Source organism: Cupriavidus sp. Agwp_2 (assembly GCF_040784895.1).
Taxonomy (GTDB): domain Bacteria; phylum Pseudomonadota; class Gammaproteobacteria; order Burkholderiales; family Burkholderiaceae; genus Cupriavidus.
In genome coordinates, this window is the sequence record NZ_CP088084.1 from 572461 (window position 1) to 593881 (window position 21421).

The following is a 21421-nucleotide window of genomic DNA, read 5'->3' on the forward strand; positions in this document are numbered from 1 at the left end:
AGAACGGACATCGAATTCATAGCAGTTGGTGCTCTTCGCCGAAAGCTTAGGACTCGTTCGTGATCGTCAAACGTCTACAATCCCTCGGACTACATCGGCTGGACCTATTGTGCGCCTACTTCGTCCACGAGCTTGATCTGCATACGCTCCAGCACGCACCGGCGCTGCTCATGGGCTTCCGTAGTGTGGCTCGTGCACCCTTGTTGCGTGATCGGGAGATTGAACTCGACAATCTCCGTCGAGCATGCAATGGACTCTCGACGGTTGCCGCACTGAAGGCCGCTGCGGTGCGGTACAACGATTCCGCCTTAGCATTGACGCACCGCCGTCTATTTCGCATCGATGAGCGCTCTCTGGCCATCAAGCCGAGATTCGACATCGTCGCGCCGGAGCTCAGCGAGGCACTGGCTGCACTAAAGACGCCTCACACGCCCGATGCACATGATCAGACGTTGGCGGAATCCGACAAGCCGATCGCCATTCACGTCAAATTTGGCGGTGAATCGCGCCGCTATCCGGTTCATGCATTGCCCGCGAACTTGCCGTTACCTCGCGCTCATGAAACCAGCCGACCACCGCAGCGGCGCCATTTGATTCCGTGGACTGACTTGCTGGCGGAAGCAAGTGAAATGGACGCCATTGACGAACGACTCCAATCACCGAGGCGTGGCAACTGGCAGCAACGTCTGCAGTCCGTTGCGCTGCATAGCATCGACAACAACGGCGACTTCAACGTCGAATCGACGTTGAACCTAGAAGGTCTGAAGCACCTGATAGGGTTACCAGGGGCAGGAAAAACAACGCTTCTCATGTGTTTGCTGCGCTATCTCGGCAGCCGGGGACTCAAGGTTGCAGTCTTCTTTCCATCCATCGAGGTATGCCGCCAGTATCTCGATGACTTGCGTCGATACGATGTCCGTGCTGGCCTGCTAGTCGGGCAGTCACGCGAAACGCGACTTCGACATGCTCACAAGCTTGCTGAATCACTGGCAACAGGCGACCCCCTCCGTGGTTTCGGAACGTCCTGCGACAGTGCTCATCTGTTTGAAGGCGTCTGCGCTCTGCCGTCCCTCACCGAAGCACCAAATTCTGCCTTTGGCATCGCCGACTCCTTTTGCACCAGGGTTCTGCAGAATCCCGTCAACGACAACACTGGCAAAGCGACCAGCGATGGCACACTGAAGCGCAGGCTATGCCCTGTTTGGTCCCTGTGCGGGTACACACGCGCCGCCGCAGACTTGCCAAACGCAAATATTTGGTTAGGACACATCTTGTCCGCGGATACCCGCGTCCCAGCTCATACGACACTTCTCGATGAGCGCTACTTCGAGCTGATTGCACGATCCTTTGACCTCGTGATCTTCGATGAGGCAGACCGAGCGCAACAGGATCTCGATCGAGGTGGTATTGCGGAACTTAGTCTTTCAGGCCACGACCGTTCATTTCATCGACAAGTTCAACGAAGTACACTACAGCCCATCGCATCCGGACAAAACGCGGTCTTACATGGAGTCGAGTATGCCCAACTGGCAATCGAGATCGCAGAGTTCGAGAAACTGAACGTCGCGTTGACACATGCCATCCTGCGCCTAACGGAAGATCTGCGCAAGGCGTTCGACGGGTTGCTGATGTCCCCCTTACGAATTATTGGCGACTGGCTCTCTCCTAGGCGAGTCAGTTCGTTGAGCGACGACTTTGGAGCGGATCCGCAGGCGCAGTCAAAGGATGCGCTGTGTGAGTTGTGGGAGAGTGCCGCGATTCAAGCATTCCAACTGCGAGGTACGAGATCCGTAAGCGTCGCGATTCCCGCTGATGTGACAATGCGCTTGGTTAGCGCCTTTCACATGTCCGCGGAAGAGGCATCAAGCCTGCACAGCGATCTCTGCCAGTTGATGACCAACTGGCTCGCCGAGTCAAGCCTGCAGGAACTATCCAACCTCGTCAAACAAATTGCTCGACGCTTACGTGATGTTCGGCGAGTGTCGAGTGAGGCAGAGGCGCAGCAATTGGTTGGGCTGCTGCTGCCAGTCACGTTCACGATCCTGAGCTATCGTCGCCTTTCCCCAAAGCTCAGCGACATGACAGCACAGGGCTTGCTTGATCCTGTCCGCATCGACGAACTCGCATCGCGATCCTTGCTGCTGGCAACACCCGACAATATCTTGGGCAGTTTGAGTGGGGTTCGCTTCTTCTCGACGCCCTCTCAACGCGACCCTTTGGCGCATGCCACAGACGTACAACTACAGTATGTCGTGTTCGCTGGTACACCTCGACTGCTAATGTACCGGCTACATGAGTGGATTCGGCGACCGAATGGCATGTTCGATGGTCCCGCGGTACTGCTTACCAGCGCGACGAGTTACCTACCGCCCAGCCCCGCTCACCATATCGCTGTGCCCCCCCACTACGTCCTGCAGCGCGTTTCACCTGAGCGTGAGGACGTCGCCCCCTCAATGTACGAGTTTCGTCCCATCGCGGATGGACATGTCTCAGATTCGCCCACCTTCCTGCGCTTCAGCGGCGAAAGATCGGACAGCGTGCGCATGGCGAACCTTGAGAAAATGGCCTTCGCATTGTTAGACGGGGGACTAACGGACTCTCAACTCGCCCGCGATTGCGACCACTTTGACGTGCGCCATGGCATAGCACGGCGCGCCGCATTCGTTGTCAACAGCTATGATCAAGCTCGCCGATTGAAGCAGTTTATTGATCAGCGGCTACCCGCATGGCGCGGCCGCGTTGTTGCGGTTGTGGATGACTTACCTGACGTTGGACCAACCGAAGGGTATGTGACGTCGTCTCGCGTCGAAAGTTTGGGCGATGATGATGCATGGAGGTTGCTCATATTTCCCGCCGGCGCGCTGGGTCGCGGCACAAATATTGTCTTCACATCCGGTCCGCGTCTGCGCGATGCGGCTCTCGGGTCGCTGTACTTTTTGACGCGTCCACACCCTGCGCCCAATGACATGAGCCTGCCTGTAAGCATGGCGGCACGCGCCACGCTCGACTTCGATCTTTGCGACGATGACTCCGTGTCCGTCGAAGAGATCGGTAAGCGCTTGCTGGCTGCACGCCGGCAAGCCTATCGAAAGGTTGGCAGGCTGCTGCGGCGCCCCCTATACGCACGTGCACTGGGCGACCTGTTTGAGCCTTTCACAGCAAATATCGCTGTCTCACTGTTACAGACGATTGGCCGTGCGATGCGCAATGGCTGCCCTGTTCAGTGCTTCTTCATTGATCGCGCATGGGCGGAGCGCTCGGCCAAGGGCGAAGCGGATACGGAGACCAGCAGCATGCTCGTTCAACTTCGCCGGCTGCTCGAGCGTGGTGCGGCGTCTGAGGACCCCAAGGAAGCTGCGCTATACCGAGCTCTCTACGGCGCTTTCCTTGATCCGTTATCGAAGACCAAGGGCCTGAAAGTTGCCTTCGCGCGAGAAGACGCTCACCAGGATGAGCCTTGGACGGATAACCCCCTGTGGGTTGCAGACTCTCCCATCCAACAAGAGGCAGGAGCATGACGACCGTTGTCCGAGATGTGGCATTCGCGCTCGAGTTTGCCGAACAGGCTCCACCGTTGGTCCATGACGTTGTGGCCATCCGCTGGACCACAGACGTCCTTCGTATTCTGAAGCAAATTCGTGACGAGGCAACGAATCGCGCGAGAGACAAGGATGAAGAAGCATTTGTTCACCTGCCCTTCGCCAGTCTACGCGCGCAGCTTCAATTGGAGATTGAAGATTGGACCGCTCTGAAGGATGACATTGGACTGCGCTCTTTCCCCGACCTCAGTAAGGAGCCCGGGCCATGGGGTTTCCTGCCCTACCAGAAAGCACAGGACTATAGCGAATGCGTGCGTGATGCATTTGCTCGGTGGTCGGAAGGCGCATTGTCCCATTTTAGCCAAGGTCGAGACGCGTATACGCTCGGCATTGCCGCACTGCGCAAGCTCAATGAATGCAATCAGGTGATTCAATTCGCCCAGTCGCAGGTACAAGTGTTTCCATGGGATACGGCTGGAAAGTCTGGGACGTTCTCGCCGTTCAATATCACAGCAGGCTGGCTCGCATCGCAGCTTGCCGGTAAGGAACTGTTTCCAGAATTGGGCCCGGTGGTGCGGGTCGTCGGGAGCCCAGATGGAAACAAGGCGGAAGTCATGACACGCCCTCACCATGCGGCTGGCGGGTACTTCAGTTTGGTCTGCGAAATCTCACTAGAGACGCTTCCTGGAGCGACTAAGCCGATCGTCTATCTGAAGTTTAAGCGGCGCCGGTGGGCCGATAGTTTGAATAATCGGTATCCTGCCAGTCCTACCATCGGGGGATACGTGTTTCCCCATCATGCTCGGCCGAACAGTGCTTATCGCTTTAGCGTGATGCGACGCAAAGACGCCTGGGTCACCGATCTTGGCTATCCCGTGTACGAGCATGCATTAGACCTGGCGATGGGCTATCAGGATGAAGATGTGCTTCGCTACCCTTGCGACGAGCGCGCCAGCGTGGTCGTAATGGTGAAGGCTGAAGTTGCCGAGGCAAGTCGCTCCAACCTTCAAGCTGGCGTCCCTCTCGTCGACCAAGCCGATGCGTTTGCATCCGCCACCAACGCGCTCGAAGGATTCGGTCTACGGCCCTTCTCGGGATTCAGTACGAGGAAGCCAATCCGGCATAAGGCTCCTCCACTGAGCGTTCTGAAGGCCGAGGTTGTCGTGGCGAGACTGCTTGCCCGTCATGGCTTTAGCGATGCCGACACCGAGAGCGCAATTGAGAATGCAACCTTGGCGCCTTCGAATCGTTGGTTCAGATTACAGCCGCCCACCCCGGATGCTGCGCACGATCGAGTCGTTAAGGCCATTCAAACGCTAGTCAAAGACACAGCGTATGAAGCTGATGCGGGAAGACAAAGAATTTACTTCTTAAGCTATACCGCCGACGATATCGAGTGGGTCAAGACGACTGCAAGCGCAATCCTCGGAGACAATACCGAGGTAATCAGTGCCCCCTTGCCGCTGAACACGCACGGGCCTAGGAGCCTATTGCCAGTCGACACGGGATCAAGGAAGCAGCGATTCGATGCACGAGTGCGTGAATGGCAAAAGTTTGTCGATCAAATTGGCGTGCCTGAACGCGCGATGATCCTCATCCAAGCTCCTCTGTTCTATGAGACCCGGGACGGGCAGAGGAAGCCCGATGATAATGTCAACAAATTGGCCGCGCGAAAGGCGCTGAGCAGCACGGGTTGCACGGTACAGTACCTATTGCCCAGCGAGCCCGGCAGAATGGATCGATTCCTTCCCCGCTTACAGGCGTCTGTCCTGGACCTGGCGTTTGGGCACGCCGGCTTTGTCTGGGGCTTGAGACAGGCGCGGGAAGCCTGCTTCGGCTCCCAACCGGAGGCACCACGGTGGGCATGCGCGGTGAGCTCGCTTCAGGTACACACCGAGTGGGACCGTCAACAGTCGGTGTTCGTTGCCACGCGCTTGGAATGCGCCACGGGTGAATCTTGGGTGCGTTTTGCCCATGCTGAGGCAGAGCACGTCATGTCGCCTTGGATGCGGTTTGACCAAGGTGCAAAGTATCTCGCCTCTCGCCGCGTCGAACTCCCGCGAACGAATGCCGATCAACGCATGCTGCTGGCCAATTTTTTCGCGGACACGTTCGATGACATTACGTCGCTCGATCCCAGCGCAGTCGTGTTTATTGACTCTACGCGTACGGCTCGTCTGGCCTCTTGGCTCGGCGACGTCGGCGTGCGTACACCTCAACGCCAAATAGTTGCTGGCATCGTGCTGTCACAGCGTTGGCCGATGCTACGGGTGCTGAGGGTGCGAGAACAAGCGCCATCTATCGGGCAAGAAAAATTTCACGGGCATAGCACCGAACACGGGATGCTCATCCGCTCCTGGACATCCACACAGAGATTGTTTGAGGTGGAGGGTACATCGGCGCCGACGTTTTGGTCATTGGCCAAGCCTTCGACACACCACAAACGTGGCGCAAGCTGCTACCGCTCAATTCTCCTTCCCGCTTCATCAAAAGCAAGCGAAGCGAGTGAAGCGTATGCGATGTTTCCCGCGCAACCCGACAAGCAGCATTTGACCTCGCGAGCGGTGGAGATCGTGATCCTCCAGAAGCAGCCACAGGACTCGAACCTACAACTCGCCTCCTTTGCCCAGCATTTGCGTGCCGGGATGTTGACGGCGAGGAATGAGCCCTGGGTCACGACCCCGACTCCGTTGCGAATTATCGAAAAGCTCTCCGAGTACATGCGCACATAGAAATCCGCTGTTCAGAACCGCTTCCTTACAACTGGAGCGTCCGAAACGACTCAGCAACTAGCGCCGCCGCATCGCTAACTGCGGGACTGGGGGCGCCTGGCTATCTCACGATGCATCGTGCGGCGAAGCTCGGACGACGCAGAGGATCCCGCTGGGCACCTAACCAGTGCTCGGCCTCAGTGCGCCTAATTATCAACATTGTTAGTGATTGGAAGGAATTCTGAGTAATTGATTGCGACAACAAAGTCATTTGGCCGTTGTCATCTTTCTGGCTAGCACAGGACCATCGACAACAAGGCCTTCATCCCGCGCAGGCCTCGTTGTCGTCTGTCCCGGCGGCGCGGTCTCCAGTCCACGGCTACACAAAAAGCGCCCTCCAATGATTTGCGACTTATGAGTTGCGGATGACAATGCCGACATCAGACACGGCATCATGGACGAGCAAGCGACCAGAGCGCGCTGTCTGGACTTGGCCAACCGCGACAAAGACAGGCGCTATTTGATCGTCCGCGGCCTGGCTTCAATGAAATCGGAAAGTGTGGCTGAGCCGGTCGCGCAGGCAAGGCAGGTTGGTCACCCAGCCCTTGGCAACCACCACTTGCGCAGGCAGTCGTTCGGTGGGATGCGAAGCAAAGTAGCGCTCGCTGGCCTGCATCAGGTGCAAGGCTTCGCTCGGGAAGCGCGATTGCACAACCATAGCGGCCAGCCGGAACACGTTGGCCTCGCGCTGGTCCAGCGCGGACGCCGCAGGCTCGCGTGCGACCGCCGCGCAGCGGATCATAAGCGCAGCTTCCACGTCCCGGGCGTGCATGGCAGATTTTCCGATGGGTGTCCTCGACAGATGGCTGTCAATGTACTCCGAATTGTGGCCCACGTGGTCCGCGAGCCCCGCGATCTAGTTACAGTCCAATTTCAATTTGATCCAGTCGGTGGTGTAAGGCATCGGTTAGCCAGAGCACGAATGCACACCATCCGCCGTGCGAGAGCGCCAGCCCGCCGCTGCCCTGGATCAACCAAGTGGACGATCTCTCCGGCTCATTATCGAGTTGCCAGCGTAGCCATCGCATGATCACAGTTTCCAACTCGAATGGGACATCGGTCAGATAGATATACTGCTCGCCCTGCGCTATGGTGGGTAGTCCGGCCGGCAGCCAGTGGGACAAGGCGCGCCTGGTTTGTGCGGCCGTCGGGATGCACTCGACCGGAACGGGCGGATCTTCATAGCGGTTGGCGACCGCCCGGGCGACGTCGTCGAGAGTTGAAGTCGTCCGAGTCTCGACACGCTCGACGTTGCGCAGGATCTCCTGCGTGCGAAGAAACTGGCGCTCGGAAATTTCCCGGCTCGCTCGGAGTCGCCGATTCGTCTCATACAACGTTTCCAGCGGGTAGCGACGGGCGAGTCGGACCACATCGAACAGGGTCGGACGTCCGAGAATGATGGGAATCTCCGCCGGGGTACCGCGCAGTTTTGGGTTGGACCACAGGTGCGCGCCCGCGCGAAACTCCATGTCTCTGAACACAAATTTTTCAGCCATGGCACCACTCCAAGCAAACTCGAAACCCTCTTAGATGGATTCGCGCAATAGCACGGTGCTGCGGTTCTTCCTGCGACCGCTGCATAGTGCGCGTGACCGGCGCAACGACGCCGAGCGCCATGCCGACCAACTGCATGGGACTAACGAGGTCCCGTTCCACATTGTAAATCGACGCCATTGTTCGGAAACGCTGCGTGTGGCCCCGGGGCGCCGCGATCGGATTTTTTGTCTCGCGCACTGAGGAATGGGAGGTTGAGTACCTCATAGATCACCTCCTCAAGAGCGTAACCTTAGTGAAATGAGAAAAATTGCGCCGTTGTTCTGCGTGGCGGCCAATGACCACCAGGGGTAGCGCGCCGATCCGGCAAACCGAACAGACGCAATATCTGGAGCAGCGTTGGTCCCGCTAACACAGCCTCCCATGCGGAGGCTTCGTTTATTGGGGTGACGAGAGCGTATCTTACATCCTGACAGCAGGATTGGAGCAGTTGGAGCAACGGCCGCCTAGCAATTCAACTCCACTGCCCACCAGTAATCCTCCGCACCGTTGCTCTTCCAATTTTTAACCGCAGTTTTGCGCTACGCCTTTCTTGTCATACCTCTTTTCCGCTGATAGAGCGTGGGAGGAAAGTTGACGTGCATTGCGAAGGATCGCGCGTGAGGCAGCAAGAGCCCCAAATCGGTTCCGACAACTTTGCGTTAGAGGACTGAAATGTCCGCTTGAGTGCTCCATTCGTGGTATTTAGCCTGCCCGGTTGAACACGATGGAGACGCCAGAGGATGGCTAAATCCGAGGTCATTACAGTCAGCATGCATGAGTTAGACAGGCTCAAGACCGTCCAGGCGGTCGTAGATGGTCAGTTACGGCCCGGTGTGGCCGCCGAACGGTTGGAGATCACGGACCGGCAGTTCCGGCGGCTGCTGGAACGCTATAAACAGGAAGGCCCGTCCGGGCTAGTGTCGCGACGGCGCGGGCGACCCAGCAACAATCGCATGCCTGCGGACCGCGAATCTGTAGCCCTTGGCCTGATCCGGGAACACTACGCCGACTTCGGCCCAACGCTGGCGGCCGAGAAGCTGCACGAGCGCCATGGACTGACCTTGTCCAAAGAAACGATCCGCCGACTGATGACGGCAGCCGGCCTGTGGGTGCCGCGCAAACAGCGGCCGCCCAAGGTCTACCAGCCTCGTAACCGGCGCGCCTGCTATGGCGAACTGATCCAGATCGACGGCAGCGATCACCGCTGGTTTGAGGAGCGCGCGCCAGCCTGCACGCTGCTGGTGTACGTCGACGACGCCACCAGCCGGATCATGGAACTGCGCTTCACTCATTCGGAATCCACGTTCACGTATTTCGCGGCGACCCGTGCCTATCTGGAGCGCCATGGCAAGCCGGTGGCGTTTTACAGTGACAAGGCCAGCGTTTTCCGGGTCAACAAACAAGGGGCGACCAGCGGCGACGGCCACACCCAGTTTGCCCGGGCGTTGTTTGAGCTGAACATCGAAGGCATCTGCGCCAACAGCAGCCAGGCCAAGGGCCGCGTCGAGCGGACTCACCTGACCCTGCAGGACCGGTTGGTCAAGGAGCTACGCCTGCGTGGCATCAGCACCATGGAGGCCGCCAATGCCTTCATGGCGGAGTTCATCGCCGACTACAACGCGCGCTTTGCCAAGGTGCCGCGCAATAACCACAACGCCCATCGGCCACTGCGACCGGATGAGAACCTGGATCTGATCTTCGCTTGGCGCGAGCCACGCTGCGTGTCCAAGAGCCTGACGATCCAGTACGACAAGATGCTCTACCTGCTGGCGGACACCCCGGAGCACCGCAAGCTGGCCGGCCGCTACATTGATGTCTATCACTACCCGGATGGCAGGATCGAGCCGCGGGCGAATGGCGCCGCCCTGCCCTATACCACCTATGACCGGCTGTCGGAAGTGGACCAGGGCGCGATCGTGGACAACAAGCGCCTGGGACATGTGCTGCAGATGGCCCAATACGTTCAGGAGAAGCGCGACAACACACGGTCGCTATCTGTGCCTGGCACGGAGGGGGCTCCCCGCAAGCGAGGACGACCGCCCGGCAAGAAGTCGCAGCGATCGCTGGGCCAGAACGATATGTTGGAAGCTCTGAAACGGTTGCAAGAGCAGCCGTGGCCACTTAACGGAACGGAGAGCTAACCTCAGCTTGCGACTGGCAGTTCAACGCGGCCCTGGCAGGACGGCTTCACTCTGAGCTGGACTCAGTCGTGTCAGGCCAGCACCACTGCCCGACGGGCACCCCAAAAACAGAACAAACAAAGCTGAAATGACACCGGACAACCGGACATTTCAACTTTGCTGGCGCCCGGACATTTCAACTTTGCCTGGACAATTTATGTAGCGGCAAAGCGGTAATGTCCGAGTTGATCCGGGTACCCTGTGCGGCGAACAGCTACCAAGGTTGTTGCTGCTTGCCTCCCTTGATATTGCCCGCAACCCCGCCGGCAACAGCGCCGATCGCGGCGCCGGTCCAGCCGCTGCCTCCGGCAATGGCCGCAATGCCCGCGCCGGCCGCTGCGCCGATTGCGGCACCTGATACCGTGCCTTGCTGCTGCGGCGTCATGTTCGTGCATCCGACAACGCCAGCGACGGCCAGCGTTGCGCCAATGAGATGGAGTCGTTTCATGGCATTGCCTTACTTTTTGCCGGCTAATCCGGGGACAACCATCTCGAACCAGATGGTTTCAATGACCGGCCGCTGCAACTGGTCCGGATGTGCGGCGTACCAACGATCCAGGCCCTGGCGCACCGAATCCAGCGAGTGCGCTTTCAGCCCCCTTGCAAAACGCGGGACGATGCTTGCCGAGTCGGGCGGTGAATTACCGGCGTGATAGGCCACGTCAACCTGGACGACGTTGGCGATGCCGACAAGGTAAGCCTTCTTCATCTGATCTGACGATTCAGTCCACTGCTTGCCGGTGATCAATGGGATTTCATCCGCACGGGCAATGCTGGCGCCCATCGTCAGCGCCGTCCACGCCATGGCTGTCACCGCGAGCCCGATCAGCCTTGTTGCCATCGCATCCTCCTCAGTTGGGCCATGCACAGGACTTTGTCTTGATCCATATTAGTTGGTGTGCAGGCGTCTGCTGATCCACTCCTTGCGGAGCTCAAGCGAGTCGCTGGGCCTGCTCCCACGCCAGGCTGGCAAGCCTCCCTGGCTAACTACCCGGGCATGTCGCTGGCATCTTGAGCGTCAGCGTCAGCTTGCTTCCCTTGGTTACAGATATGGTCTGTCCGTAGCTGACAGTCGGCATGAATTGAATGTCGGGTGCTACAGCTACCGGCGGATTCTTTGCGCCATCGATGGTCAGGTCGAGCTCCACATTGACCGCGTCGAAAGACCCCTGCCCTTTTGCCTCGGCGTCCTTCTTGAATGCGCACAGTCCGGCGGAGACTTGCTGCAAGGCGGTGGGGATATCAACTGGCTTGCCTGGCGGGATCGGTGCGGTGTTACATCCGGCAAGCATTAACGCAGCGAATGCAAAAAGGAAGGCAAACTGGGTGCGCATTGGAAGTCCTCAAGGGTCCGGCAGGTGAAAAAGCCTGTATCAGCCTGTATCAGCCTCAGCGTCGCTTCTGTTCGCTTCCGAACTGACATCCGGCCTTACAGCACAAGGGTTACCACGCGCAGCGTGGCATCGTCGGGACACGGTACGTCGGCAAATCCCAACCGCCTGGCCAGTCGCCGCATCGCAGTATTCGATGACAGAACGTAACCTTCCATGCATCGATATCCGCGACGGCGGGCAATGTCGATCAAAGCGCCCAGCAGTCGGCTGGCAAGGCCAAGCCCATGCCAGTCATCCACTACCGTCACGGCAAACTCACAGGTATCGCTGCCCGCCGCCGCAGCGTAGCGCGCGCCGCCAACGATAGCGGGATTCTTTTCCGTCCTGGCAAGCGCCACCAGGGCGAACTCGCGCTCGGCGGCCGGGTGTGTCGCCTGCTCAAGCATGGCTTCGGGCAGTTGCTGCATGGCAGCCATGAATCTGGCATAACGCGCATCGGCAGAAAGCCTGCTGAATGCCGCGATCAGGCCGGCCTTGTCGTCTTCGGCAATCGCCCGAACCAGCACCTCCCGTCCATCGCGCAGGACTATGTTGAACGCCGGGAATGTTGTCGCATCTGGCTTGTTTTGCATGACGTCGGTGCCGTAAGAGAAAGCCGCGTTTAAGAGTTCGCAGCGTTCCATAGTAGGCTCTAAATCGTCGTCGCCGGATATGGCGCGCAGTTTTCGCCCCAGCGCCTAGAATGCTGAGTGAGCACAGGTTCACTGGCCTGGATATCTCCCTTTGCAACGACTCAAACAACATCGTGACTGGAGGTGAGCGACATGACCGTACGCAAATTGCCCGCAGTTGGTTTCGCCGTCCTGATGGCATTCACTTCTTTAAGTGCAATCGCCCAGCCGGCGCAGGGATCATCCCCACCGGCAGCGGCGCCGGGCGAGGTTCCGAAAGCACCACCGACCACGGCACAAGCCAAGGCCTTGATTGCCGAACGATTCAAGGCGGCGGATGCCAATCATGACGGCAAGCTGAGCCGTGACGAAGCGCAGGCGGGCATGCCGCAGGTCTACGAAAACTTCGACAAGATCGACGCCAGGAAGAAGGGATATGTCACGGAACGCCAGATCGGTTCGTATTGGATGAAGAAGACAAAGGATCAGATGCAGAAGGAAGATCCGATCTGGAACTGAAGTCGCAAGGTAGGTTCACCCAAAGGGTCAGCCACGGGCAAACGTGGCGGAAGCGGCTTGTGCCAATCGAAGTTTGCCCGGTGCTGTGCCTGGCTGCCCCGAACTGCAAAATTTATGTCCCGCATAGCAAAACGCGGACGCAAAGATTTCTCATACTGAAGGCAGCCGTCGCTCTCGATCGACCTTGGTCGGATCGAATAAACGCGGCCCGTGGATGCAACGCGCAGCCCCGCGCGACGCACTGGAAAACCATTTGAGCTGCCGTCATGTTCGCTATTGCTTGCTGGTTGATTTTCTCCGTTTCGGTTGGCTTCATTGCCAATGCGCTGGGACGCTCCGCTGCCGTCTGGATGGCCTTCTCGCTGATCTTCAGCCCGTCCCTCGGCTTGATAATCGTAGCTGTCCTCGACAAGAAGCGGAGCCGGTCCGTCGTCGCGCCGCAGGAAGCCTGACACGAAAGGGGTAGTGCTCAATCGGGAGCGCCCGGCGCCCCGCAAGCTGCCCTCTTCCGGCCAGGCTCGGATGTCCACCCTGGAAACCGCCAGCCCATAAAAACGACGTATGCTTTCATAGTCGCCAGCTTGCCGGTGCAACCCTCGGGCCAGACATCATGGTGCTTGCGTGATCCGCCGTCGCCACGCCTTTCCAGGCGCGCGCAGAAGGGGCCGAATACTCGCGCTGCTAGCCGTCATTCTCATGGCCGCGCTCGGCGGCATTGTTGCGTACAACCTGATTGGCGGCGAAAAGCGTATCGAGCGGCGTCTCGACCGGCTCTACAGCCTGGCCGACCCGCAGTTTGCCCACGAACTGGGCGTGCTGCTAGGGCCGCCGGTCGTCGATGGCAACCGCTATCGCGTGCTCAGGAATGGCGACGAAATCTTTCCCGCGATGCTGGGCGCGATCCGCGGCGCGAAGAAGACGATCAATTTCGAGTCGTACATCTACTGGTCCGGAGAAATCGGCAACGAGTTCGCGCAGGCCCTTTCCGAACGCGCCAGGGCGGGCGTCAAGGTAAAGGTACTGCTGGATGCCGTCGGCAGTTCCAAGATCGACGAATCCGCCATGGACATCATGACCAGCGCCGGCGTGGACGTGCGCCGCTACCATCCGGTGCGGTGGTACACAATCGGCAAGCTCAACAACCGCACGCACCGCAAGGTGCTGGTGGTCGATGGCGCGATTGGCTTTACCGGCGGCGTCGGCATTGCGCCGGAATGGACCGGCAATGCCCAGGATCCCGACCACTGGCGCGATACGCATTTCCAGGTGGAAGGCCCCGTGGTTGGCCAGATGCAGTCCATATTCCTGGACAACTGGATCAAGGTCAGCGGCCAGGTGCCGCATGGTCCGGAGTATTTCCCAGAATTGCCGCCGCTCGGCGACGGCCGCGCCCAGATGTTCAGCAGTTCGCCCACCGGCGGCAGCGAGAGCATGGCGCTGATGTACCACCTTGCCATCACGGCAGCCGCGCAGACCATCGACCTGTCGGCGGCCTACTTCGTGCCCGACGAGTTGACGGAAAAGGCATTGCTGGCGGCCCTGGAAAGAGGTGTCAGGCTGCGCGTGATCGTGCCGGGCGAGCATATCGATTCGGAAACGGTGCGCGCCGCGTCGCGCCGGCGCTGGGGCCGGTTGCTCAAGGCTGGCGCGCTGATCGCCGAATATGCGCCCACGATGTACCACTGCAAGGTGTTGATCGTCGATGGCCTGCTGGTGTCGGTCGGGTCGACCAATTTCGACAACCGGTCATTCCGTCTCAATGACGAAGCCACGCTGAATATCCTGGATGCCGGATTTGCCGCGGAGCAAACCAGGATCTTCGAGGAAGACCTGAAACTATCGCACCCGCAGACGCATGAACAGTGGGCCAACCGTCCCTGGACCGAAAAGCTGCGCGACCGGATGGCATCGCTGATCGGTTCCCAACTCTGACGCGGGTTATGATGCTGGCGATTCAGGCCCGCCCCCATGGTCATGCCAGAGCGCGCCAGCCATGCGCGCCCTGCTCGGCCATCCGCCAGCGATGAACGCCCCACTGCAACTCGTCGGAAACCATCCATCGATCGTCGCCTTGCGCGACCTCATTGCCCGCGTGGCCAGCAGCCAGGCCCGCACGGTCTTGCTGTACGGCGAGACCGGCACCGGCAAGAGCCTGGTGGCTCGCATGCTGCATGAGCAATCAAGCCGCGCCGGTGCGGAATTTATCGACATCAACTGCGCGGCGATCCCGGCGCAATTGCTGGAATCCGAGCTGTTCGGCCACGAGCGCGGCGCCTTCACCGGTGCAGTCGGCAAGAAGGAAGGGTTGATCGAGGCCGGCAATGGCGGCACCGTATTCCTGGACGAGGTACGGGAGTTGGACCTGGTGATGCAGTCCAAGCTGCTGACGCTGCTCGATACCCGGCGTTTCCGCCGGGTCGGCGCGGTCAAGCCGATCAGCGTGGATGCGCGCTTTATCGCCGCCACCAACAAGATCCTGCTCAGCGAGGTCAACGCCGGCAAGTTCCGCGAAGACCTGTACTACCGGCTGCAGGTCATCGCTATCAATATCCCGCCCTTGCGTGAGCGCGGCGACGACATCCTGCTGCTCGCGCATGCCGCGCTGCAGCGCTACAACCGCCAGTACGGCAGCCGGATGGAACGGCTCGACCCGGAAGTCGAGCGGATCTTCCGCGCGTATCGCTGGCCGGGCAATGTGCGCGAGCTGGAAAACCTGCTGGAACGCATCTGCCTGCTCGAGCAAGGCGATAGCGTGCTGCCGGTGCATCTGCCGGCGCGGATCCTGCGCGCGACCGGCGGGGCTGACACCCCTGGCACGACCACCGCGCCCCTGGCCGATCTCGCGCCGGTTGCCGGCGCCGCATCCCCCGCGGCAAGCGCGGCGCTGGCGGATGGCCTGGACTACCACGCCGCCACGGCGCAATTCCAGGCCGCGCTGGTCGGTCAGGCGCTGGCAACATGCCACGGCAACCTTGCCGAGGCGGCGCGCCGGCTTGGCCTGAGCCGCCACGCCCTCCGGCACCAGATGACCAAGCTCGGCCTGGCCGCAGGCTGAGCCGGCGTGCATTTCACGCAGCCGCGTGGGATACACGCGCTCTCCGGGGGGCTGCATGCGCGCGTCCTTCACGCAGCCTCCTCCCATAAGCCTGCAGATCTTTGATTTCAAAGGAAAAAATCTGACCTCTTCGGCTGGCACGGCTTCTGCTCAGTAAGTGTCGTGTGACTCGCTTAATCAATGAAGCGACACCTAACTGGAGAACCTTGCATGCAGTCGCTGAAGATCATTTGCCCCAACGGCCATCTCGGCTTTGCGCCGCTTCGCACCGGCAGCTTCGAGATCGGCGTGGCCGCGGGGCCGGACTACATCGCGGCCGATTCGGGCAGCGATGACGTGGGCCCGGTGCCGCTCGGCTCGGATACCTCGACCAGCCCCGAGGCGTGGCAGCGCCACGACCTGGAACACATGCTGCTGGCCTCGCGGCGCCTGGGCGTGCCGATGATCATCGGCTCGGCTGGCGACACGGGCACCAACAGCCGGGTCGACCTCTACGTCAACATCATCCGCGAGCTGGCGCAACGGCACGGACTCAAGCGCTTTCGCATCGGCTATTTCTACTCCGAGGTTCCGACGTCGCTGGTGCGTGAAAAGCTCGGCGCAGGCGAGACCATCCGGGGCCTCGACGGCTTTGCCGACCTGACGCTGTCCGAGCTGGACAGCACCGACCGCATCGTCGCCATGGCGGGCGTGCATCCGTATCTCGAACTGCTGCGCCAGGGGGCGGACGTGATCATCGGCGGCCGCAGTTCCGACGCCGCCGTGTTTGCCGCGCCGGCGCTGCACCACGGCTTCGCGGCGGACCATGCCTACTACCTGGGCAAGGTGCTGGAGTGTGCGTCTTTCTGCGCGGAACCGTATGGCGGCAAGGAAACGGTACTGGGCGAGATCACCGGTGACGACGTCCGTGTCACGGCGATGCACCCGGACCAGCGCTGCACCGTTGCCTCGGTGGCCGGGCATGCCATGTACGAGCGGTCCAATCCATTCGAGGAATTCGTCGCGGGCGGCAGGCTCGACATGCGCCATTGCCGCTACGAGCAGCTCGACCCGCGCACGACGCGCATTACCGGCTCGCGTTTCGAACCTGACCAGGTCGTGCGCGTCAAGCTGGAAGGCGCCGGCAAGGTCGGCGAACGGTACGTGGGACTTTGCGGCATCCGCGACCCGTACACGATTGCCAATGTGGACCGCGTGATTGCCTGGGCCCGGGACCAGGTGCGCGCGCGCTTTGGCGACACCGGCTACGAGCTGCACTACAACGTCTACGGACGCGACGGCGTGATGGGCGAACTGGAGCCGCTGCGCGACCGTCCCGGCCATGAACTGTGCGTCATGGTGCAAGGCGTGGCGCCCACCCGCGAGATGGCGGAGGAAGTGGCGATGATCGGCCTGCGCCAGATGTTCTACGCGCGCCTGCCTGACGTCAAAGGCACGGCCGGCTCCGTGTCGTTCCCGCTGGACGAGGTGCTGCGCGCCAGCCCCGCCTATCGCTGGACGCTGAACCACACGATGGCGGTGCACGATCCGCTGGCACTGTTCCCCACCCATGTTGTCGAGGCCGGCATCTGACGCGCCAGGCTTCCAGGATATCCATCATGACTACTGCCAATTCATCCACCCTTCCCCCGGCGCCCGCACAGAAGCTGCACGAACTTGCCAAGACCATCCGCAGCAAGAACGCCGGCGTCAACAAGATCACCTTCGACATCATCTTCCGCGAGGCGGCGCAGTATGAGCGCGTCAAGCGCTCGCGGGTCCTGAGCCGCGACAGCATGGCCGCGCTGTTCGGTGTACCGGTGGCGCGCATCAGCGATTTCGTCGAATACGATCCGGCCTTCGCGATCAAGTTCACCATGTACCGGAAGCGCCCGAGCGGCAGCGCCGGCGACGGCGACATCTTCGGCGCCCAGCAGTACGCGCCGCTGCTGGAACTGGAGATCCCCGCCTGACCTGCGCACAACCTGCCGCGGCCGGCACGGCTGGCCGCGCGGGCCTGTGGCACCACCGGCGCCGCCCGGTTGCTCCCGTGGCGCCGTCCTGCAGCCTTGCTGCACTACGATGAGTTCGGACAGACGTATGAAGAAGACCTCTTTCAAGCGCATTTGGACCCGCCTGGCGCGCACCCTGCCGCCGGCAATCGCCACGGCCGCGCTGGCGCTCTCCCCCATGGCCGGCGCGGCGCCCGCGGACACTGCGGCCGCCGTGCCGCCACTGATGCGGATCGTGGTGCCGTTCTCGGCAGGCGCCAGCAACGACGTGATCGCGCGCGCGATGGCGCCGGCGTTGGCCAGGCGGCTCGGCAACACCGTGATCGTCGAGAACCGGCCCGGCGTGGCCGGTGTGCTGGGCGCGGATTACGTCGCCAAGTCGCCGCGCGACGGATCGGTGCTGTTGCTGACGTCGTCGACCTTCCTGACCGCGGCGGCCACGCAGGCGCGCTCGCCGTATGACCCGTTGACCGCGTTCGCGCCGGTGGCGCTGGTGGCCGACGGGCCGCTGCTGCTGGCGGTGTCGTCCACCATCGCGGCGTCGAAGTCGATCCGCACGCCCGCGGAACTGATCGCCGCCGCGCGTGCGAAGCCGGGTGCCATCACCTATGGCTCGGCCGGCGTCGGCTCGCTGGGGCAGCTTGCCACCGAACTGCTGTGCGACACGTCCAAGGTGCAGATGATGCACGTGCCATACAAGGGCGCGGCCAATGCGCTGATCGACCTGGCCGCCGGGCAGATCGATGTGATGATGTCGAACTACAGTTCGATCGCCACGCAGATCAAGTCCGGCAAGGTCAAGCCGCTGGCCGTGACGTCGGCCTCGCCGAATCCGGCTTTTCCGGAGTTGCCGCCGCTGGCGGCGTCGGTGCCGGGCTATGGCATCGAGATCTGGGTGGGCGTGCTGGCGCCCGCCGGCACGCCGGCAGCGCTGGTGCACCGGCTCAATCGCGAGATCGGCGAGATTGCTGCCTCGCAGGAGGTGCGCGCGGTGCTGGAACCGGATGGCTCGCGTCCGTTGGCCGTGTCGCCCGCCGAGTTTGGCGCCCGGATGAAGCACGATCTTGTGCAATGGAAGCGGATCGCCGCGGAACGCAAGATCGTTGCCGAGTAAGCGCCTGTGCTGGCTGCCCCCGGAATCACATGCAAACTGGTGATTGGAGCGGCCAAGGATAGGTGGATTGGTAAGCCCTATAGGCAATCTGGTAGGTCGGGATGCGCAGCGGTAATATGAAAACTGGTAAGCCATCCCCTCGAAAATAGACGAACTGGTAAGCCGCGTATAAACTCTGGTAATCCACCATGCATCCATTACCTCACACCGCAGTTCGCCTATGGCTCACGCTCCACTCGGCTACAGCGCCCTGATTGCAAAATTCAAGCTTCGCGTACCGCCCCTGCATTCCACCTCGGAGCTTTCAGACAAGACGGGGGTGCTGAGCACGCATACCGGAGCGGACGGCAGCGTGAAGACCGTCTATCCGAGGAACCGTTACCGCGGCGACGACACGACGGTCGACCACCTTACTTTTGCGTTGCGCAGGGAACCGTTGAACCTGACGGTACTCGCTGCGCTATTCGAGCACCAGGCGGCGGTTGAAGAGGTGCGCCAGTGGCTGGCCGCTTCGCCCGGCTCGCGGTATGCCCGGCTCGGCGGCTTCTACGCGAAGTGGCTTGCCGGCGCCGAGTTCGACTACAAGCTGCCGGCGGGAACCGCCCGGGTTGCGGCGCTGGACGAAGCGGACTATGTCACCGGCACCAGCCAGCTCGACGCCCAGTTCGGCATCCTGAACAACCACCTCGGCCCGGCGGCATTCTGCCCCCTGGTACGTCGCACCGGGCGCCTGGAAGCATTCATCGGCGCGGACCTTCCGGGCAAGATCGCCGCCGCGATCAACCGGCTTGAACCGGAAGTCCTCGCCCGCGCGGTGGACTATCTCTACCTCGCCGAAACCCGGTCGACCTATTCGATCGAGAAGGAGCTGCCCGACAACCAGCGGGTCGCCAGGTTCAGGCGCCTGCTGGAGTTTGCCGGTGCCGCGGTGCCGCTCGACGAGGCGCAGTTCTGCGAATGGCAGAACGAGATCATTTCATCGATCCGGGCGGAGTTTGCCTATCGCGATCGCCAGAACTGGCTCTCGCGCGGCGGACGGCTGCGCAATATCGCCGACTACATCCCTCCGCCCCCGCAGCAGGTCGAGGCGATGATGGATGGCCTGGCACAGGTTGCTGGCCTGATCAAGACGAAAGCGGCGCACCCGTTGGTCATCGCGGCATGCGTTTCATTCGGCTTTGTCTACATCCACCCGTTCTATGACGGCAACGGGCGGCTTCACCGCTTCCTGATCCACCATCTGTTGCGCCAGGCCGGCGTGACGCCGGAAGGGGTGGTGTTGCCAGTATCGGCCAGCATGCTGAAGAACCTGCCGGTCTACGCAGGTCTGCTGAAGGACTACTCGGCGCCCCGCACGGGGCTGCTGAACTACGTCCTGGACACGGACAGCGATACGATCCTCATCAAGTCGCCGCAGCCCTATTGGCTCTATGCGTCGTTCGATGCGACAGCGCTTTGCGAGTTTGTCTTCGAATGCATCCAGCAGTGCGTCGAGGAAGACCTTGCGATGGAGATCCGCTACCTGAAGGCGTTCGATGCCAGCGTGGCCCGGATCGAAGGATGGCTGGACCTGCGCCAGCCGCGACTCACCAACCTGATCGACCTGGTCGTGCAGAACCACGGCGAGCTATCGAACCGCAAGCGCGCGAAATTCACCGAGTTGTCCGATGCGGAGATTGCGCGGATAGAAGAGGTGGTGCGCGACGAATTCGCGGACTACTTCGAAGCCACGGCGAAGGCGGCCTGACTTCGCCCGCGTGTTCCAGGCGCCTCGGGCGCCGCACGCTTGCCAAAATCGGATATCCGTAGCGGCGCCGGCATGGCCATGTAAAGGCGCGCCGACGCCCTGATTGCCCGGCAGCGGCGCCCTGCGCCCCGCCCCGCCCTTCGCACACGCGCTGCGACTCAGTACATTTCCCGGTACGCCGGTTGCCGATTCCGGCTAACCCCCTGTCCCCGCCAGTTCATACTGCAGCGTGCGGCGCGATACGCCCAGGCGTTCGCACAGCGCCAGGATGCTGGCGTCTCGCCGGCCGCTGGCGGCAGGTCAGTTTAGCGAACGGCGGCAGGCTCATGGGAGGGGGAGAACCCTGAGCGTCGCCCTCTGGCGCCGTCATCGCAAAGCCCTGGCGGCAAGCGCGCCGTACCAGTGCGGTTGGCGTCCCGACGACAGCGCGAAAAAAAAATTTGGCCTGCATGGAATAAAACCGGCCCCAGGTTTGTTTACTGCGACGTAGCAACGACAACCTGGAGAACGCCACATGAAGAAGCCCCTGCCCGTTATCGTGCTCGCCGCCATGGCCTTGACGGTCGGGTCGACCTGCCTGGCAGGCGGCGTGCCTGCGGTGCCGGATGGTCATGCCCATGCGCCCATGGCGCGGCAGCCGGAACCCTATGTCGCCAGCACCGCGAAGCCTTTCGCGCAACGCATGGACGACGCCATGGCTGTCATGGATGCAGGCATGCGCGCGGCAGCCATGAACGGCGAGCCGGACCATGACTTCGTCGCGATGATGATCCCGCATCACCAGGGGGCCATCGACATGGCCAAGGCATTGCTGCTCGACACCCGCGATCCGGAACTGCGCAACCTCGCGCAGGGCATCATTACCGACCAGCAAAACGAAATCCGCCTGATGCAAGCCTGGCTCGCCCGCCATCCGAAGCCCGCGCCAGGCATCACCCCGGCGCCCGCCAATTCTCACTGAAAG

The 21421-nt window shown here is 61.2% G+C and carries 18 protein-coding genes; 12 read left to right on the forward strand and 6 right to left on the reverse strand.

Features of this window, described 5'->3' with window-relative positions:
* The first annotated feature begins 59 nt into the window (after positions 1-59).
* Both LPA45_RS20380 and LPA45_RS20385 read left to right on the forward strand, forming a co-directional pair.
* Positions 60-3518, forward strand: a complete 3459-nt coding sequence (locus LPA45_RS20380; RefSeq protein ID WP_147316266.1) for an ATP-binding protein — start codon at positions 60-62, stop codon at positions 3516-3518.
* A complete protein-coding gene (locus LPA45_RS20385) occupies positions 3515-6271 on the forward strand; it encodes a pPIWI_RE module domain-containing protein (RefSeq protein WP_082818933.1) in 2757 nt (918 codons plus the stop codon). Before LPA45_RS20380 ends, LPA45_RS20385 begins: the two co-directional genes overlap by 4 nt.
* 520 nt (positions 6272-6791) lie before the next feature.
* On the opposite strand, the gene LPA45_RS20390 is transcribed toward LPA45_RS20385, so the two are convergent.
* Both LPA45_RS20390 and LPA45_RS20395 read right to left on the reverse strand, forming a co-directional pair.
* On the reverse strand, positions 6792-7082 hold the full coding sequence (locus LPA45_RS20390; RefSeq protein ID WP_062799457.1) for a hypothetical protein: 291 nt from the start codon (positions 7080-7082) through the stop codon (positions 6792-6794).
* Between the two features lie 88 nt (positions 7083-7170).
* The gene (locus LPA45_RS20395) at positions 7171-7806 is read right to left on the reverse strand and encodes a hypothetical protein (RefSeq protein ID WP_062799459.1); all 636 of its coding nucleotides are present in this window, start codon (positions 7804-7806) and stop codon (positions 7171-7173) included.
* Positions 7807-8586: 780 nt separating this feature from the next.
* Here LPA45_RS20395 and LPA45_RS20400 point away from each other — a divergent pair.
* Entirely contained in the window at positions 8587-9987 is a 1401-nt protein-coding gene (locus LPA45_RS20400) for an ISNCY family transposase (RefSeq protein ID WP_317925953.1), read from the forward strand.
* A gap of 253 nt (positions 9988-10240) precedes the next feature.
* Here LPA45_RS20400 and LPA45_RS20405 read toward each other — a convergent pair whose 3' ends face one another.
* The 4 genes from LPA45_RS20405 to LPA45_RS20420 form a co-directional block, all read right to left on the reverse strand.
* Positions 10241-10474: a YMGG-like glycine zipper-containing protein gene (locus tag LPA45_RS20405; RefSeq protein WP_116322113.1), complete on the reverse strand. Its 234-nt coding sequence runs from the start codon at positions 10472-10474 to the stop codon at positions 10241-10243.
* A gap of 9 nt (positions 10475-10483) precedes the next feature.
* A complete protein-coding gene (locus tag LPA45_RS20410; RefSeq protein WP_199414675.1) occupies positions 10484-10867 on the reverse strand; it encodes a hypothetical protein in 384 nt (127 codons plus the stop codon).
* A gap of 142 nt (positions 10868-11009) precedes the next feature.
* On the reverse strand, positions 11010-11360 hold the full coding sequence (locus LPA45_RS20415) for a hypothetical protein (protein WP_317924871.1): 351 nt from the start codon (positions 11358-11360) through the stop codon (positions 11010-11012).
* Between the two features lie 95 nt (positions 11361-11455).
* Positions 11456-11992, reverse strand: coding sequence for a GNAT family N-acetyltransferase (locus LPA45_RS20420; RefSeq protein WP_116322199.1), 537 nt, complete (start codon positions 11990-11992; stop codon positions 11456-11458).
* Positions 11993-12184: 192 nt separating this feature from the next.
* Here LPA45_RS20420 and LPA45_RS20425 point away from each other — a divergent pair, with 192 nt between their 5' ends.
* The 9 genes from LPA45_RS20425 (at position 12185) to LPA45_RS20465 (ending at position 21418) form a co-directional block, all read left to right on the forward strand.
* The gene (locus tag LPA45_RS20425; RefSeq protein WP_317924872.1) at positions 12185-12550 is read left to right on the forward strand and encodes an EF-hand domain-containing protein; all 366 of its coding nucleotides are present in this window, start codon (positions 12185-12187) and stop codon (positions 12548-12550) included.
* Between the two features lie 266 nt (positions 12551-12816).
* Positions 12817-13002 (forward strand): hypothetical protein, encoded by a 186-nt coding sequence (locus LPA45_RS20430; RefSeq protein ID WP_199414676.1) that lies wholly within the window; start codon positions 12817-12819, stop codon positions 13000-13002.
* A 244-nt stretch (positions 13003-13246) separates the two neighbouring features.
* A complete protein-coding gene (locus LPA45_RS20435; RefSeq protein ID WP_317924874.1) occupies positions 13247-14482 on the forward strand; it encodes a phosphatidylserine/phosphatidylglycerophosphate/cardiolipin synthase family protein in 1236 nt (411 codons plus the stop codon).
* Positions 14483-14573: 91 nt separating this feature from the next.
* Positions 14574-15605, forward strand: a complete 1032-nt coding sequence (locus LPA45_RS20440; protein ID WP_317924898.1) for a sigma-54 dependent transcriptional regulator — start codon at positions 14574-14576, stop codon at positions 15603-15605.
* Between the two features lie 210 nt (positions 15606-15815).
* Complete coding sequence (locus LPA45_RS20445; protein WP_116322117.1) at positions 15816-17177, forward strand: acyclic terpene utilization AtuA family protein; 1362 nt, start codon at positions 15816-15818, stop codon at positions 17175-17177.
* Positions 17178-17203: 26 nt separating this feature from the next.
* On the forward strand, positions 17204-17557 hold the full coding sequence (locus LPA45_RS20450) for a DUF4387 domain-containing protein (RefSeq protein WP_116322118.1): 354 nt from the start codon (positions 17204-17206) through the stop codon (positions 17555-17557).
* Between the two features lie 127 nt (positions 17558-17684).
* On the forward strand, positions 17685-18710 hold the full coding sequence (locus LPA45_RS20455; protein WP_317924875.1) for a tripartite tricarboxylate transporter substrate-binding protein: 1026 nt from the start codon (positions 17685-17687) through the stop codon (positions 18708-18710).
* Positions 18711-18930: 220 nt separating this feature from the next.
* Complete coding sequence (locus LPA45_RS20460; RefSeq protein ID WP_116322119.1) at positions 18931-20457, forward strand: Fic family protein; 1527 nt, start codon at positions 18931-18933, stop codon at positions 20455-20457.
* Between the two features lie 514 nt (positions 20458-20971).
* The gene (locus tag LPA45_RS20465) at positions 20972-21418 is read left to right on the forward strand and encodes a DUF305 domain-containing protein (protein ID WP_317924877.1); all 447 of its coding nucleotides are present in this window, start codon (positions 20972-20974) and stop codon (positions 21416-21418) included.
* Positions 21419-21421 lie beyond the last annotated feature (3 nt).

Bases quoted from the DNA above. Each gene is read 5' to 3' on its own strand.
- LPA45_RS20460 (WP_116322119.1), top strand. From the start codon at position 18,931: ATGGCTCACGCTCCACTCGGCTACAGCGCCCTGATTGCAAAATTCAAG.
- LPA45_RS20400 (WP_317925953.1), top strand. From the start codon at position 8,587: ATGGCTAAATCCGAGGTCATTACAGTCAGCATGCATGAGTTAGACAGG.
- LPA45_RS20440 (WP_317924898.1), top strand. From the start codon at position 14,574: ATGAACGCCCCACTGCAACTCGTCGGAAACCATCCATCGATCGTCGCC.
- LPA45_RS20435 (WP_317924874.1), top strand. From the start codon at position 13,247: ATGGCCGCGCTCGGCGGCATTGTTGCGTACAACCTGATTGGCGGCGAA.
- LPA45_RS20395 (WP_062799459.1), bottom strand. From the start codon at position 7,806: ATGGCTGAAAAATTTGTGTTCAGAGACATGGAGTTTCGCGCGGGCGCG.
- LPA45_RS20410 (WP_199414675.1), bottom strand. From the start codon at position 10,867: ATGGCAACAAGGCTGATCGGGCTCGCGGTGACAGCCATGGCGTGGACG.
- LPA45_RS20420 (WP_116322199.1), bottom strand. From the start codon at position 11,992: ATGCAAAACAAGCCAGATGCGACAACATTCCCGGCGTTCAACATAGTC.
- LPA45_RS20445 (WP_116322117.1), top strand. From the start codon at position 15,816: ATGCAGTCGCTGAAGATCATTTGCCCCAACGGCCATCTCGGCTTTGCG.
- LPA45_RS20425 (WP_317924872.1), top strand. From the start codon at position 12,185: ATGACCGTACGCAAATTGCCCGCAGTTGGTTTCGCCGTCCTGATGGCA.
- LPA45_RS20465 (WP_317924877.1), top strand. From the start codon at position 20,972: ATGAAGAAGCCCCTGCCCGTTATCGTGCTCGCCGCCATGGCCTTGACG.
- LPA45_RS20455 (WP_317924875.1), top strand. From the start codon at position 17,685: ATGAAGAAGACCTCTTTCAAGCGCATTTGGACCCGCCTGGCGCGCACC.
- LPA45_RS20405 (WP_116322113.1), bottom strand. From the start codon at position 10,474: ATGAAACGACTCCATCTCATTGGCGCAACGCTGGCCGTCGCTGGCGTT.
- LPA45_RS20385 (WP_082818933.1), top strand. From the start codon at position 3,515: ATGACGACCGTTGTCCGAGATGTGGCATTCGCGCTCGAGTTTGCCGAA.
- LPA45_RS20450 (WP_116322118.1), top strand. From the start codon at position 17,204: ATGACTACTGCCAATTCATCCACCCTTCCCCCGGCGCCCGCACAGAAG.
- LPA45_RS20430 (WP_199414676.1), top strand. From the start codon at position 12,817: ATGTTCGCTATTGCTTGCTGGTTGATTTTCTCCGTTTCGGTTGGCTTC.
- LPA45_RS20415 (WP_317924871.1), bottom strand. From the start codon at position 11,360: ATGCGCACCCAGTTTGCCTTCCTTTTTGCATTCGCTGCGTTAATGCTT.
- LPA45_RS20390 (WP_062799457.1), bottom strand. From the start codon at position 7,082: ATGCACGCCCGGGACGTGGAAGCTGCGCTTATGATCCGCTGCGCGGCG.